Raw genomic sequence first — 16,289 nt, forward strand, 5'->3', positions numbered from 1 at the left:
TTTTTAAGATGTCAAAATTAAAATTCATATTGAGTGGTGGTGGTACTGGTGGTCATATCTATCCAGCAATTGCTATTGCAAATGAGCTAAAGAAGCGATTTCCAGAAGCAGAGTTTCTTTTCGTGGGTGCCAAAGACAAAATGGAAATGCAAAAAGTACCTCAAGCGGGTTATGCTATAAAAGGTCTTTGGATAGCAGGTTTGCAAAGAAAATTGACGCTTCAAAATGCATTATTCCCATTTAAATTGTTAAGTAGTTTGTGGGAATCTAGAAAAATTCTTAAAAACTTCAAGCCTAACGTAGTTATTGGTACAGGTGGATTTGCAAGTGGTCCACTCTTGAATGTGGCCAATAGTTTGAATATACCGACATTAATTCAGGAACAAAATTCATATCCTGGGATAACTAATAAGTTGTTGAGTAAAAAAGCTGCAACAATATGTGTGGCTTATGAAAACTTGGAACGGTTTTTTCCAAAACATAAAATGATTTTAACAGGCAATCCTGTTCGACAAGATTTGATTGATGTTACCGCCAAACGAGAAGAAGCAATTAGTTATTTTAAGCTAAATCCAAATAAGAAAACAATATTGGTTTTAGGCGGAAGTTTGGGAGCAAGACGGATCAATCAGTTGATAGAAAAAGAATTGGATCATCTTTTGGCACAGCAAGTTCAAATTATTTGGCAATGCGGGAAATTATATTTAGATGATTATTCCAAATATAATTCAACTCAAGTACAAGTAGTAGCCTTTATCGAGCGTATGGATTTAGTATATGCTGCTGCCGATGTTGTTGTTTCTAGAGCAGGTGCTTCTTCAGTTTCTGAGTTGTGTATTGTGGGTAAACCAGTCATTTTTATTCCTTCGCCTAATGTGGCTGAAGATCATCAAACCAAAAATGCGCAGGCTATTGTGGATAAAAAGGGGGCAATAATGATTAAAGAATCAGCTTTAGAAGAAGAATTTAGTTTAGTGGTAGAAGCTTTGTTGAAGGATGAGGGAAAACAACAACTCTTGGGGGATAATATAAAAAAGTTGGCCTTGCCTCAAGCAACGGTTCAAATCGTTGATGAAATTGAAAAGTTATTGAAAAAATAGAAATACTATTTTGTTAATTTTTAAAATTGAAAAATGAACTTAAATCAAATACATAACGTCTATTTTGTTGGCATTGGAGGCATCGGAATGAGTGCTTTGGCTCGTTATTTCAAAAATATTGGAAAACAAGTTTGCGGTTATGATAAAACGCCATCGATGTTAACAGACGAACTTATCGAAAGCGGAATTGATATTCATTTTGAAGATAATATAGCTTTAATTCCTGCTGGTTTTAAACCAGAGAATACTTTGGTGATTATTACCCCAGCAGTTCCAAAATCGCATTTGGAATGGAATTATTTCTTGTCCCAAAATTATGAAGTAAAAAAACGTGCAGAAGTACTAGGGATTATTACCAAAGATACTTTTAGTTTTGCTGTGGCTGGAACACACGGAAAAACAACTACCTCCAGTATTTTAGGGCATATTTTGTACGAAAGTGGAGCTGATGTTACCGCATTTATTGGAGGAATTGTTGAAAATTACAATTCTAATTTAATCGGCATGGGTAAAACAGTTACTGTGGTCGAGGCAGATGAATTCGATCGCTCTTTTTTGCATTTGCATCCTAATATTGCTTGTGTTACCTCTATGGATGCGGACCATTTAGATATTTATGGAACAAGTGAGGCGATAGAAGCATCTTTTGTAGAATTTGCTGAAAAAGTAGAAGATAAAACTAAGTTGTTTGTGGCTCAAGGGCTTCCATTAGAAGGTTTGGTTTGTGCAATCGATCAAGACGCGCAATTCAAAGCATATAATGTGAGAGTTGAAGAGGCAAGTTATGTATTTGATGTACAAACTCCCACAGAAACAATTACTAATTTACGTTTTGGTTTACCAGGTAGGCATAATTTGATGAATGCATTGATGGCATTGGCAATGGCTAAAACTTATGGCACCTCAACTGAAGCTATTGCTAGTGCTTTGTCAACATTTAGAGGAATCAGAAGACGTTTTTCTTATCAAATAAAACGTTCGGATTTAGTATATATTGATGACTATGCGCATCATCCAACAGAGATTAATGCAGTGCATCAAGCAGTTAGAGAGTTGTATCCGAATCAAAAAGTTTTAGCGGTTTTTCAGCCGCATTTGTTCAGTAGAACTAAAGATTTTGCTGATGATTTTGCTGCTTCTTTGTCTAAATTTGACGAAGTTTTATTGTTGGATATTTATCCCGCTCGTGAATTACCAATGGAAGGTGTGACCTCTCAATGGTTGATGGATAAAATGACGAATGCTAATAAAAAATTAGTTCAAAAAGAAGAATTAATAGCTTCAATTCAATCTTCGGATGCTACGATTATTGTAACTATTGGGGCTGGAGATTTAGGAGAAATGGTTCCCTCAATAAAAAAAGCACTAGATGAAACGATTTAATTGGGCATCCATTCGCTTATTGTTAATGTTAAGCATTGTGATTTTTTTGTATTCTTTTACCGGAAAACGAAATCTAGAACGGACAATTACAAAAGCTGAAGTTATTTTTGTTGGAGAAAATCAACTTTTTGTAAAACAAAAAGCGGTTAATAAATTGTTAATAGAAAATAGAATCGACCCCAAAACTATTGGTAGAGATGCCTTAGATTTGAACAAACTCGAGAAAACCATTGATTCACACCCTATGATTGATAAGTCAGAAGTGTCTGTAAGTGTTGATGGTGTTCTAAAAGCTGTAGTAAAACAAAAGACACCAATTGCTAGAATTAGTAATGACGGTGTGTCTTTTTATGTTGATTATAAGGGAGATAAAATGCCTTTGTCAAGCAATTATTCAGCAAGAGTTCTTCTTGTTTCGGGGGAAATAAACGATAAAAATAAGGAAAAGTTTGCTGAGCTATTTCGTGTAATTTATGACGATGTTTTTTTGAAAAAAAACATCATTGGAATGCAAGTTATGCCAAATGGTAGCGTTTTACTGTTGAATAGAAACTACAATTTTAAAATTGATTTTGGTCAGTTGATAAATGTAGAACAGAAATTCAAGAATTATAAAGCGTTTTTTCAAAAAGTAGTTTTAGACAGTTCAATCACAAAATACAAAAAGATTGATCTTCGATTTGCGGAACAAGTAGTGTGTACTAAATAATAGAAAATGGAAAAAGAGAATATTGCGGTAGGTCTAGATATTGGAACAACCAAGATAGTTGCCATGATTGGCAAAAGAAATGAATATGGAAAGTTAGAAATTTTGGGCGTTGGAAAATCCAAAAGTTTAGGTGTGGCTAGAGGTGTTGTAAATAACATTACTCAAACCATTCAATCTATTCAACAAGCTATTTTTGAAGCAGAAAATAATTCAGGATATAAAATCAAGGACGTAGTGGTTGGTATTGCGGGTCAACACATCCGAAGCATCCAACATAGCGACTACATTAGCCGAAATAACCCTGAAGAAGTAATAGGTGATTGTGATATTGATTTATTAATTAGTCAAGTTCATAAATTAGCGATGTTGCCTGGAGAAGAGATTATACATGTACTGCCACAGGAATTTAAAATTGACGGACAATCGGATATAAAAGAGCCTGTTGGAATGTATGGCGGAAGATTGGAAAGTAGTTTTCATATAGTAGTAGGGCAAGCTTCATCGATAAGAAATGTAGGAAGATGTATTCAGAGTTCAGGAATTGAGTTGTCTGGTTTGACTCTAGAACCTTTGGCTTCGTCTGATGCGGTTTTGAGCCAAGAAGAAAAAGAGGCTGGAGTTGCTTTGATTGATATTGGTGGTGGTACTACTGATTTGGCTATTTTTAAGGATGGTATTATAAGACATACAGCTGTAATTCCTTTTGGGGGAAATGTTATTACAGATGATATCAAAGAAGGATGTTCTATCGTAGAAAAACAAGCCGAATTGTTAAAAGTAAAATTTGGTTCCGCTTGGCCAGGAGAAAATAAAGACAATGAAATTGTTTCTATCCCGGGTATTCGAGGAAGAGAACCAAAAGAAATCTCGTTGAAAAATTTATCAAAAATCATCCACGCAAGAGTGGTTGAAATTATTGAGCAAGTATTTGCAGAAATCAAATTATATGGTCATGAAGATCCACGTAAAAAATTAATCGCTGGAATTGTATTAACTGGTGGTGGAGCTCAATTGAAGCATATTAAGCAATTAGTGGAATACATTACTGGAATTGATACCAGAATTGGTTACCCTAATGAGCATTTGGCCGGTAATTCTGATGAAGAAATTTCAAGCCCATTGTATGCTACTGCGGTTGGATTAGTAATGAATAGTATTGAGAAAAAGACGCAAAGCGCTATCAAAATTGATAAAAGCCCTGTTCTAGAAAGAACACCTTATTATAGAGAACATGTGGTTGAAACAGTACCACTACCTGAAATCGAAAAACCTTTGGTTATAGATTTGGAGGTAAAAGAAGAAAGACACGTGGCAAGTGAAGAATCTACAGAAACTAAAATAAGACGATCTTTTCTAGATAAATATGTAGACAAGATTAAAGAATTTTTAGATAACGCAGAATAAATAATAAAATAAAAAGCTCTTTTTGTACCCACCTAAAGAGCATATAATATAAATAAGAATTTCAAAAACCCAATAAGATGACAAGCAACTCAGAATTTGGAAGCATTTCATTTGATTTACCAAAGAACCAATCAAATGTGATAAAAGTTATTGGAGTAGGTGGTGGAGGTAGTAATGCTATAAACCACATGTTTAAACAAGGAATTAATGGTGTTGACTTTATAGTTTGTAACACAGATTCACAGGCTTTACAAAATAGTTCAGTGCCCAACAAAATTCAATTGGGAGTAAACTTAACCGAAGGACTTGGCGCTGGTGCTAATCCAGATGTAGGACATCAATCTGCGATAGAAAGTATCAGTGAGATTGAAAAAATGTTGGACAGTAATACCAAAATGGTTTTCATTACTGCCGGAATGGGTGGTGGAACAGGAACAGGTGCTGCTCCAGTGATTGCTCAATTGGCCAAAGAAAGAGATATTTTAACAGTTGGTATCGTTACTTTGCCTTTCTTGTTTGAAGGTAAAATTCGTCAAGAACAAGCGATTATCGGTATCGAAAAATTACGTAAACAAGTGGACTCTTTGATTGTTATCAATAATAATAAATTAAGAGAAGTCTATGGTAATTTAGGTTTTAAAGCTGGTTTTTCTAAAGCTGATGAAGTATTGGCAACGGCTTCAAGAGGAATTGCAGAAGTAATTACACATCACTATACGCAAAACATCGATTTAAGAGATGCTAAAACAGTGTTGTATAACAGCGGAACTGCTATCATGGGTTCTGCAACGGCTGTTGGAGAAAATAGAGCTAAAGAGGCTATTATTGCCGCTTTGGATTCCCCTCTTTTGAACGATAATAAAATTACTGGAGCCAAAAATGTATTGTTGCTTATCGTTTCTGGAACTAACGAAATTACTATTGATGAAATCGGAGAAATTAACGATCACATACAAAATGAAGCGGGTCATAATGCTAACATCATTATGGGAGTTGGTGAAGATGAATCATTAGGTGATGCGATTTCTGTTACGATTATTGCAACTGGTTTCGATGTGGAGCAGCAAAATGAAATTGTAAATACGGAACCAAAGAAAATTATACACACTTTAGAAGAAGAACAAAGAAGTGTACACAATTTGATCAATACACCAGTAACTACTTTTAATTTTAACGAATCCAATTCAGACGTTACAGCAGAACGAGTAGTGTTTGAATTAGAAGACGAGATTGAAGAAGAGGTTCCTGTTGTTTTGGAAGTGAAAAAGCCTGTAATGAACAACGATGAATTGATTGTAATGTCTGAGTTTATTAAAAATTTAGATGTAACATTCGAAATTGTTTCTCCAATTGAAGATTTTGATTTTAATATATCGCTTCCTTCAAAAGAAGAAGTTCAAATTCCGCAATTAAGTATTCTGGAAGAACAAAAACAAGCTGCCTTTTCTTTTGATTTGCCAGTAGCTCCAAAGCCAAACTTTGTAGCGCCAGTTGCAGACGAAAAAGTAGTATTTGAATTGACAAATGAAGCGCATGATATTAAAGTGGTTCAGCCAATTCAATTTGTGCCTGTGACGGAGTTAACAGATAATGGAATTATCAAGTATTCATTGGAAGAGTACATGGAAGTAGACAATGATTTTGTACAATCTAAGCCACAAGTTAAGCAAGAAGAGGTTCCAGCTGAGTTGAATATCACCATGAAACAAGTGACTCCAGTTGAAACTAATGAAGTGATGCCTGAGTCAGTTTCTCCAATGGATATGACCATCGAAGAAACGCTTCGTTTTAGAGCGGAAGAGAGAAGAAAAAAACTAAAAGAGTTCAACTATAAGTTTCATAATAATGTAACTAGAATTGACGAATTAGAGCGCGAGCCTGCTTATAAACGTCTTGGATTAGATTTGACCAATGCACAAGCGGTAAATCAAAATTCAAGAATTTCTGTAAGTACAGATAGCAATAATGATTTACAATTTCGTTCTAATAATTCTTATTTACATGATAATGTAGACTAAGGTTTGATATAAAAGAGAGAATAGCCTGAAACCTATTTCAGGCTTTTTTTTTGATTTTTTATTCAAATTTGGAAACTTTTCGGGAGTTGTTAATACCAGTTAAATGTTCTAAATTTGCATTGCTTTTATTACTTATGAATTTTAGAAGAAAAATCAGCAAGTAGTAATAGCCTTCAAAAAGAAAAAAACAAATTAAACAGACTATATAATGAGTTTATCAGTACGTATCATGGACGAGATTAAAAACGCCATGAGAGCAAAAGATACTTTGGCTCTAGAAGCCTTAAGAGCAGTTAAATCAGCTATTCTTTTAGCACAGACAGAAAGTGGAGCAAAAGAAGAAATTGCTGCAGAAGAAGAAATCAAATTATTACAGCGTTTGGTAAAACAAAGAAAAGATAGTGCGGCTATTTACACGCAACAAGGAAGAGCTGATTTGGCAGAACCAGAGTTGTTACAAGCGGCTGTTATCGAACAATTTTTGCCTGCACAATTAAGTGAAGCTGAAGTAGAAGCTGTGGTAGCTAAAATCATTGCTGATAGCGATGCATCAGGAATGGCAGCTATGGGTAAAGTAATGGGATTGGCATCTGCTGAATTAGCTGGAAAAGCAGACGGCAAAACAATTTCAACAATTGTGAAAAAATTATTGTCTTAATTTTAATTTTTTTTTAATTCCAAATTCCATTTTTTTTTGGAGTTTGGAATTTTAAAATTTAATTTTATAACTATTGACTGCGTAGTTCAACTGGATAGAATATCAGATTTCGACTCTGAGGGTTGCAGGTTCGAACCCTGCCGTGGTCACAAACTCGAAAAATAAAAGGCGTGAAGATTACACCTATTGGTAATCTTCACGCCTTTTATAGTTTGTGGGTAACTCAAAAAAGAACCACGTATGGTGGTTGATTACCCCAAAAAACTCACATCGCTCCTATTGTTGTATTCCTTCCCATTTTATAATAAAGGATTGTAATAATTTTTCCCAATAAATTTAAAATTGTATATTTCGGGTAAAATATTGTTCCTTAATATCAAAAAAAGGCACCTTTCGGCACCTTTTAAATTAGTTTTCAAATTTTGTGACTTTTTTTAATGGTGTCCATTTATAATAAGTTCCTTCTCCACCAACCCCTTGAATATAAAATTGACCTCCTTCTTTTTTGATAGTATAACTCGCTTTACTATGTTCACATCTTTCATCACTATCTTGAACATAAAAAAGTTCTAATGTATTGTTATTTTCTTTACCTCTGTAACGACCACTGCATAACTCAGAACCAGTTTCGTGTAAAGAAATTTCATTTTCTGCAATATTAATTTCATAATTATACATTTCCCTGCCGTGGTTTGTATAGTCGCCTTCAACTGAAACTGTGAATTTGCCTATGAAATTCTCTGAAATTGATTTAGTTATTTTGAATTTCCATTTTTTTATTAGCTTTTTATTTAAAAATAAGTTTAAAGTTTTAAACTCATTGAAAATTTCAACTTTTACTACTATATTTCTAGATTTAAGATTAATTGTATCTATTGTCTTATATCTTTCAATATCTTGATTATCAAGAAATTTATTAACTGAAAAAATATATTCATTGGTATTCTGTATGTTATAAAGACCATACCAAATACTATCTATAGATGTTTCCTTAAAATCTAATGCTTTTACATCAACTAGTTCTGTCATTGCATTGAACTCATTATTTATAAAAATATCTTTTTGTTGTTTTTCTTCATAAACACTATCGATTGGCTTGATTTTATTATTTAAGTCATTTGTTTTAGTAATATTATCAGCTTTTTTACAAGATAAAAACACTAATAATAATGTTAATACCATATAAAATAAAGTTTGTTTTTTCATATTAATTTCCTGTTTGTTTATTTCTATCTGGATTAGTTACTACATCCTTATTAAGTTCATTAATTGTTGTTAAAGGGTTTAATCTTCCTCCTGTCCTAGCACTTGTATTTCGTACTTCAAAATGTAAATGATTCATTTTAGAGGCTTGCCCTGAGGCATTACCTGTTTGGGCAGGTTCTTTATAACGTTTAGTAGATTGCTTCAGGTTCTTTTTTAGCAATTAATTTTGCTTTACGATTTTTTTAAGTAACAAAAAAGCCACTTTAAAAAAGCCACTTTTTTGTTTTAATTTACTTCATCAACTAAAAAACCATATTTTGTTGGTTTGTTAGATATACTGTTTTTCAAATCAAATATTTGACTGCTTACAAAATATTGATTCTTTATTTTAACAATTTTTACTTCGGGTTCAAGTTTATTTTTGGCATAGTCTTCTAAAAGACTTTTTTTATGATAAAGAAATAAAGTGTCTTTAATTTGATAAGGAATAAGCATGTCTTTTATAGATCGTTCAGATATATACGAAGAATCTTTTGAAATTTTAATTAAATAATTATAATTATAACTTTCGTTATATGATTCTAGCCAAACATTATAATCTTTTATCCATTTTTCATCAATATTTAATTTCGATATTGAGTCAATATATACATTTTTATTTTCAATTTTTTTTATTGAATCACATTCTTTAATCGTCATACATGCTTCACAAGGAGGATCGTTTAATTTCAAATTAATAAAAAAATTGTTTTCTATAGTTGTATACGTAAATCCTTCTTCTGTTTTTCCTTTCGCAGATATATATTCCCAAATTGCAACTTTTTTACTTTTATCAATCCATCTAAAATTATAATGCCAATCATTTTCTTTTTCATTCTCAGAATTTATAGTGAATATTTGATATCCACCATCCGTAGTTACAATTCTTGAAATTTCAAATGTTGTAGCTTCCATTAATTCTACTTGAATTGTGTTTTTTGTTGTAATTATGTTTCTTTCGAATTTACCACAACGCTTATAGTATTTTGATTGATATTTCGTGATATCTATCCATTTTTTATTAGATAATTCTGTAGGTATTTTTTCTTCAGATGAACATGAGAATAATAATGTAAGAACAATTGCTATTGCTATTTTTTTTAAATTCATTTTTAATTGTTTTTTCTAACTTGTGAAACAGTATACCTTCTATTTTTGAGTAATCAGTTTATTATTCTTTTTATTACTTTTTCCACAGGAAATAATTAAAACTCCTAAAATGGTTAAAATTATAATTTTCGCATTTATTTTTTATTTAAAAAAAGCTACTCGAAAGTAGCTTTAATTTTTTTTAATCAGGAAAAATTGTTTTTAAAACTTGTGTTTTGCCATTTGTTTCACTCAAATTAAACTCAGTAACCCCTCCTGAGAAACTTAACTCAATTACTATTTTTTTTGAATTAATGATTTTGTAGTTAATATCTACATTATTTTTTTTATAGATCGTATCTCTTTTAGGAATATTATCTAATAATAAATAACCATCTTCATATTTTTCTTTTTTTAAATATTGATGTAAGTTACCAATAGAGAAGTTCGAGTTACAAATAGTAACAAATCCATTACTCATATCACCTCCTTTTTCAATACAATTCCAATTTTTTAGTTCATTAATATCATTAACGAAATACATTTTATTATTTTCAAAATAACATTTTATCATTTCATTCCAAACTTCCTTTTTAAAGTTTAAACTTTCTGGTTCTTCTATGTCATTAGTAATATCAAATATTTTTTTGTTTATTGGATCAATAACTAACCAACCAATATTGTTTTCGCTATTTTCACTTCCAACTGCATTCATAAACAATCGCAAAGTTAATTTTGACTCATCGATACTTTCAATATCAATCTTTAACTCTTTTTTAAAGGGATTATTCAAACTTGATGTTTTTACAATTTCATAAAGAACTTTTAAACACTCTTCACTTTCTAAACTATTTTTTTTAAAATCAACTGTGTCTTCTAGTTTTGTGTTAATCGAATCATTTGAATCCTTTAACAAAATTTTATTATTAAGATCATTTTTACATGAAGTCAAAATAAGAAAAAACAAGACAGATAAATATTTCATTTTATATAGATAATTTTGAAGTTTAAAACTTTTTATCAAAAATATCTTTTTTTTTTTAAATTATGATTTATTCTTTTATAAAACTATCAACTATCCTCGCTCTAACTCCAGCTAAACTATTTCGATAATTTTCTTGAACACTTTTCTTTAAACCTGCCCATCTACTGTAATTGCCGTCATACTTTTTAATATAAAAAACTTTATATTCCATTCCTGCTAATACTGAATTGAGTACAATAAATCTTTTAGGCTTATTTTTTATTTGCAAATTACCTCCTTTCCCACTCATGCCTGGATTTTCGAATAATTCTTTTATCCCTAAAAATTTATGTTCAGGAAATTTTGTAAAAAAGGTAGGATCCCATCCATAGAAAGGTGCTTCTTTACCAATAGTTGCTTCCATACCCGCAGAGCCACAAATTTTATATTGTAAAGATGTAAAATGTGTTGTCTCCAATCGATACATTTTTTCAATTATAACCGCCATATCTTTACTGTATTTTTCATATATAACCCTAAGAGCTTTTTTAGCATCTTCTTCATTATAATCTCTCGATAATACTTCACTTCCTAAAATGCTTTTTGATTTCTCAAAGGTGTTAATATAACCTTCTTTCAAAATTTCAAAAGAATCTATTAAATCTTGTCTTCGTTTAAAAGGAGAGCCATTTATTTTATTTGTCAATGGGCTATTTAAATTCTCTCCAAATTCTGTAGAAAAAATTTCAAAATGTAACATGTAAATGTTTTCACCTTTGATTACTGTGACTCCTACTAACTTTCCGGTCTCACCTAAAATATCTTTTTGTTTGACTTTATCATGTTTTTTAACCTTAATACTTTTTGGGCTTAATTCTCCATATCTTGCAATAAATTTTCTGCCATCTTTTAATTTATGCAAAACAGTTACTTGATGTGTGCCAGAGTAAAAATAACTTGTATCGAGAACAATTCCATCAGCAATTGCCACAACCTTAGCTTTTGGTTCAGTATATAAATCCCTTCCAGCATGTTTTCTTTTCTTTTTTTCACGATACGAGTTAAAAGTTGCTTGGTTGTGTCCATCGTCATCGCCCCAATAATTTCCTTTACCCCATGCTGAATTAATATCATTAGTTGGTTTCTCTAGTAGTGGAAAAATTATTTCGGATTTAATTTGCCACTTCGCTCCAACCTGAAACACCAGCGTTTTATCCTTAAAATGTTTTGTAGAAAATCCTTCAACACCTGCATAATAGGTTTCGGTGTCGTTTTTTTTCAAGTGGGCTGGTGCCTTTTTTTGAAAGCTTAATTCAGCAATACCATTTGCTTTAATTGTGGATTCGCTCAAATTTTCAAGTATAGAATCATCTTCTAAGGCATGAGCAGTGAATTTAAGTTTTTCGCCTATCATATTTCTGGTATGAGCTACCATTTTTATTTTAGTAGGTGTTTTGCTATTGTAAGGTACTCTATCTGTTGGCACCAATCGCTTGCCCTCATATTCAAAATACAAGTCTAAAATTTCTTTTTTGGTGGTTACTTTTAACTCTGCATTTGATACGGGATAGCTAATTCCTTTAAAAGCATATAATTGATTATCGACTACGCCTACAAGTGCAAATTTCAGGTTAACATTCCAATTTGAAATTCCTAACTTAGCTTTCATTTCTTTTGAAAAACTAACTGCTGTATTTATTTTTCCTTCACTATCGGTTTTAGTAGTTATAAAATATCTGTTTTTGTAGTAAGCACTGTCTTTGTGTGCTTTTACATGAAAATATATTCTAACCTCTTCGTTGCAAAAATTAGGAACAGTAGCTTTAACATAGTTGATTTCGCCTATAAAACCAGATGTGGTTTTAGGCGTGCCGCTGGTATCTGTCCAATTGGCTTCAGTGACTGTTGGATGTACCACTTGTATTTGTTGTGATGAAGTTGATTTTTTGCCTTCGCGGGTATTGCTGTAGGCTTCAACCCAATATTTGCCTTCTGTTAAAGGCAAATTAAATGTGGCTTTTGTTCCTTTTGCAAAAGGTTGTTTTGGTGTGGGGTTATCTTTGTTAAAATCTTGAAGTTCTTTTTCATTATACAACACCCATTTTACGTTATTCATTTCTTCTGTAGTGGCTGGATTAAATAAAAATTCAGTGGCCTTATATTCTACTTGTTGTAATTTTTCTAATTTTAAATAAATATTATCTTTCTTAAAGTTTTTAGTGATACTTATTTTTTCAACATAATTTTCTTTTGTTTTAAATTTAACTTTCCCATCAATTGGATACTGACCGTTACTTGTAACAATAACAGTATAAGTGCCTAATTTTGGTAACGATACATTAAATAAACCATTTTCAGACAATGGTTTAACTTCCGAAATAGAAACAAATTCATCTTTTGCTTTATATTCAATTTGATAAAATAATTGTAAAGGATTTTTTGGTTTAGCAGCTTTATTTGCTTTTAATTTTACTGCAAATTGTTTTGCCTCTGTAAATGGTCGGGCATAGCCAGCACTAAAATTAGTAGGGGCAATAATTTCAATTTCTTGTTTTATGATGTTGATATCAACATAAGCAGAATGTTTTTTATCTTTAATAGCGTCTGCTTTTTCTCCATAAGCTTCAATGATATAGTTCCCTAGTTTTTCAAAATTATAACTAAAATTAGGGCCTTCGTTTACAAAAGTTTTTTCTATTTTGTTGTTTAAGTAAACCACCCAGTTGATGTTTTCTTTGGCAAACTTTTTTTGATTTACTAATTTTTCGTTTAGGCCAAATTCTAAACTTTCGCCTAGTATAAAGGTTTTAGCCGATGTGTTTTTAATAAATACCCCACCTTTGTTGACACCAGCTCCTATATTATCTTTCGCACTTAATTCCTTTAAGAAAGCATAAACATTTTGAGCACCTAAATTGGCATACATTTTATCTGGACTCAAATTTGGATATACTTTAGTTTTGGTAAAAAATGTTATGCTGTTGGGCAATTCGGTTAAGCCTTCTACTTCTCTTAGTAATAAAAATAATTCGTCGTATTGCTCAAAAAGGTTGGCAATATTGACTTGTTCATTTTTTAATTCTTTTAAAATAGTGTTCCAGTAATTCTTAGACCCAACACTAATTTGGTCATTCAAAATTTTGGATTCTATGGCAGCAATCATTTTTAATCGAATATTGTCCCAATGAAAGGTTGCTGTTTCACTTCCAAGGGGTTTCAATTCGTTGTACATTAAATTAAAGCGTGGATCATTTTTGTAATCAGCAATAGAAGCGCCTTTTTCTAATTTATCTAATACATCGGACCAATACTTTATGGCTTCTGTATTGTTATTTTTTATGGCGTTATTTAATTGGGTTTGCACCCCCTTTTTTACCTCATCGATAGTAGGTGCTAGATTGTTTTCTTTTAAGTGTTGCGGCAAACGAACACTTTCTTGAGTGCCTACATTAGCATAAGGTTGCGGAGCGATACTAGTGATTCCTTTGTTTGTCGTGTCGTTTTCGACTTCCGAAGTCGGAGGAGTAGTGTTGGCTGATGTGAGAGAACGCATTGCCGTTTTATCATTGGTATCAGTAACGCCTCCTCCGTCTGGAAGACTTGAAGTTGCATTTTTTACTTGGCCAACAGCTACTGTTGAGCTAGTAGTATTATTTTTGATAGGATCCCCATTAGCCGAAGGAGTAGTGCCAGTGGATAGTGCTGTTTTTTCGATGGTTGCAGCAGTGTTATCGATGGCGCCTCCTTCGGTTGAGGAATTAAGATCGTTTGTAATAGTATTGTGCAGTTGTTGTTCCTGCCATATTTGTACTATATCTTTTTGTTGGCTCATTTCTTTAGAGACTTTGGCCAACTCTTTTATGAAGACATTGGTTAAATGTTCAGCGCTTTTTATATCAGCACTATTTTGTATTGAAAGATTGAAATTATGAATTACATTTTTACTCATCGCTAGGTGTTTTTCTGGGTGTAAAAGTAATGTCAAAGTTTGTCTTTTTTTGTATTTCAAACTGCTTGTATTCAGTAGTTTCAGTAGGTTTTGTTTTTGCTGAAACTACTGAATTCACAGGGCCTTTTTTTGTTCTTTTTGTATGCTTCTGTGCTACTTTTACACCCTCAAAAAAGGAATTGGCGGGCACTCTTAATTTGTTGTTTCTCCTGCATTTTTTCTAAAATCACATACTACATTATATAGTAATCACCTTAAAAACAATAGCCCCTATGAATTTTTTATTATCGATAGGTATCAGAGAAAAGCCTAAAAAAAACCTGACAAGAGTAGCTTTCGTTTTTATGAAGCCATTATTTGAACAGGCTCATAGAAAATCAAGTTCCGCTCTATAACAATCATTATGGAATCTAAAGCAAATTCACCTTTGTTTGAAAAAGACAAAAGATGGAATGAAATCACAATCTAAACCTTATTACTATAATTTAAAAACAAACAAAATATGGCATTACAAACATTAACTACCATTAAGAACTGGTTTACAACCGGTCTAAAACCGACTCAAACTCAGTTTTGGGATACTTGGGATTCGTTCAGACACAAAAACGAAAAAGTGCCTGTGGAAGAAGTAGATGGGATCGATCAATTATTGGATCAACTGCCTCCCAAGACAATTTATAAAACGGGTCAGTTGCTTATTTTTAAAAACCCCGATAACGTATTAGATTCGACTATACTTGAACCCAACGATACTGTAATAGGACATGTAGAAGGAGAGTTTTTGAATTCAGGAACTTATTATGGTGGTGATCCGATGTTGTTGAGTAGTTACACTCAATCCAATAATCAAGTAGGGCGAATTATAGCCTTCAATTTTAGCAATCAAAAAAATGGTGACGTAATTACTTATGAACTTAATGATGAAGTATTGCAAAGGGCATACAGCTGTGGCGCCTATAATGGAGTTTATATTATGTATAAAAGACCAGGCGATCTCGATTTTTTGAGTGCATGGCCTAGTGGTACCTACCCTCAAGCATGGGTTACATGGCTTGAATTAACTCCAGGTACTATTATTAAATTAACAGATACTATTGGCGGTTTGGACGATTCAGAAGAATATATAATATCATTAATAGGAAAACCAAAATAAAATATTAAAAAGAAAATAATCAATATGAAAAACTTCATCAAAAAATACTGGATTTTAATTGGGATGATTGCGGCTTTTACTTTGGAGCACACATTTGACATTCTCAACGGTTTAGGGTTTTCAACCCTGCAAATAAAATTTGTTGAAGGACTTGGAGCACTTATTTACGGATATTTTTTTACGAGTAAATACAACGCCAAAAAACTTTCAAAACAATTTTAAAACAACAAAAAGAACCTTCAATGTCTTATCGATTCACAAGTGTCTTGTATGGCTTTTTTTGTGGCACTATTTATCGATGGATTTTGAGGGTTAAGTATGGGAAAGATATCTCTGCGGTCTTATTTTTAATTCATTAAGTGCATTTTGTCATGCGATGTAGGTTATTCGTAAAGATAGGCAAGTCTAATGTAGGTTCTGGGTTTGGGTCATGGCCGTTTTGTAATTTAATTTGCCAAAAGGAGAAGTACTAAGGTTTAAATATTTGTTAAACAGTGTTTAAATAGTAAAAGCAGCGTTTATATCTATGGGCTTTGAATTATTGCAATAATGGTTTGATTTTTAGTAAACTAATTTCTGTTGAAACTACTGTATACACAAGTGTTTGTTTTGTATTC

Annotated in this window: 13 protein-coding genes and 1 tRNA gene; 9 read left to right on the forward strand and 5 right to left on the reverse strand. The window is 32.1% G+C overall.

Going from position 1 to position 16,289, the window contains the following annotated elements; translation table 11 throughout:
- Positions 1-8 precede the first annotated feature (8 nt).
- The 7 genes from murG to WFZ86_RS01390 all read left to right on the forward strand — a co-directional run bounded on the left by murG (position 9) and on the right by WFZ86_RS01390 (position 7,421).
- Entirely contained in the window at positions 9-1,100 is a 1,092-nt protein-coding gene (murG, locus tag WFZ86_RS01360) for an undecaprenyldiphospho-muramoylpentapeptide beta-N-acetylglucosaminyltransferase (protein WP_342690272.1), read from the forward strand.
- A 33-nt stretch (positions 1,101-1,133) separates the two neighbouring features.
- Positions 1,134-2,483, forward strand: a complete 1,350-nt coding sequence (murC, locus tag WFZ86_RS01365; RefSeq protein ID WP_342690273.1) for a UDP-N-acetylmuramate--L-alanine ligase — start codon at positions 1,134-1,136, stop codon at positions 2,481-2,483.
- Positions 2,470-3,192 (forward strand): cell division protein FtsQ/DivIB, encoded by a 723-nt coding sequence (locus tag WFZ86_RS01370; protein ID WP_342690274.1) that lies wholly within the window; start codon positions 2,470-2,472, stop codon positions 3,190-3,192. The genes murC and WFZ86_RS01370 overlap by 14 nt, the downstream gene beginning before the upstream one ends.
- 6 nt (positions 3,193-3,198) lie before the next feature.
- On the forward strand, positions 3,199-4,596 hold the full coding sequence (ftsA, locus tag WFZ86_RS01375; protein ID WP_342690275.1) for a cell division protein FtsA: 1,398 nt from the start codon (positions 3,199-3,201) through the stop codon (positions 4,594-4,596).
- Positions 4,597-4,673: 77 nt separating this feature from the next.
- The gene (ftsZ, locus tag WFZ86_RS01380) at positions 4,674-6,614 is read left to right on the forward strand and encodes a cell division protein FtsZ (RefSeq protein ID WP_342690276.1); all 1,941 of its coding nucleotides are present in this window, start codon (positions 4,674-4,676) and stop codon (positions 6,612-6,614) included.
- 208 nt (positions 6,615-6,822) lie between these two features.
- Positions 6,823-7,272 (forward strand): GatB/YqeY domain-containing protein, encoded by a 450-nt coding sequence (locus WFZ86_RS01385; RefSeq protein WP_342690277.1) that lies wholly within the window; start codon positions 6,823-6,825, stop codon positions 7,270-7,272.
- A gap of 75 nt (positions 7,273-7,347) precedes the next feature.
- Positions 7,348-7,421, forward strand: a tRNA-Arg gene (locus WFZ86_RS01390).
- 259 nt (positions 7,422-7,680) lie between these two features.
- Here WFZ86_RS01390 and WFZ86_RS01395 read toward each other — a convergent pair.
- From WFZ86_RS01395 to WFZ86_RS01415, 5 genes are all read right to left on the reverse strand, one after another.
- Entirely contained in the window at positions 7,681-8,478 is a 798-nt protein-coding gene (locus WFZ86_RS01395) for a hypothetical protein (protein ID WP_342690278.1), read from the reverse strand.
- A 1-nt stretch (position 8,479) separates the two neighbouring features.
- Positions 8,480-8,698, reverse strand: coding sequence for a hypothetical protein (locus WFZ86_RS01400; RefSeq protein ID WP_342690279.1), 219 nt, complete (start codon positions 8,696-8,698; stop codon positions 8,480-8,482).
- 65 nt (positions 8,699-8,763) lie between these two features.
- Positions 8,764-9,627 carry a hypothetical protein gene (locus tag WFZ86_RS01405; RefSeq protein WP_342690280.1) on the reverse strand — a complete coding sequence of 288 codons (864 nt, stop codon included), beginning with the start codon at positions 9,625-9,627 and terminating at the stop codon, positions 8,764-8,766.
- Between the two features lie 181 nt (positions 9,628-9,808).
- The gene (locus WFZ86_RS01410) at positions 9,809-10,591 is read right to left on the reverse strand and encodes a hypothetical protein (RefSeq protein WP_342690281.1); all 783 of its coding nucleotides are present in this window, start codon (positions 10,589-10,591) and stop codon (positions 9,809-9,811) included.
- A 67-nt stretch (positions 10,592-10,658) separates the two neighbouring features.
- Positions 10,659-14,555, reverse strand: a complete 3,897-nt coding sequence (locus tag WFZ86_RS01415; RefSeq protein WP_342690282.1) for a M23 family metallopeptidase — start codon at positions 14,553-14,555, stop codon at positions 10,659-10,661.
- A 466-nt stretch (positions 14,556-15,021) separates the two neighbouring features.
- On the opposite strand from WFZ86_RS01415, the gene WFZ86_RS01420 reads away from it, so the two are divergent.
- Positions 15,022-15,672, forward strand: a complete 651-nt coding sequence (locus tag WFZ86_RS01420; RefSeq protein WP_342690283.1) for a hypothetical protein — start codon at positions 15,022-15,024, stop codon at positions 15,670-15,672.
- 24 nt (positions 15,673-15,696) lie between these two features.
- Positions 15,697-15,894 (forward strand): hypothetical protein, encoded by a 198-nt coding sequence (locus WFZ86_RS01425; RefSeq protein ID WP_230155757.1) that lies wholly within the window; start codon positions 15,697-15,699, stop codon positions 15,892-15,894.
- Positions 15,895-16,289: the final 395 nt, after the last annotated feature.

The sequence above is a fragment of the Flavobacterium polysaccharolyticum genome, assembly GCF_038739875.1.
Classification (GTDB): Bacteria; Bacteroidota; Bacteroidia; order Flavobacteriales; family Flavobacteriaceae; genus Flavobacterium; species Flavobacterium polysaccharolyticum.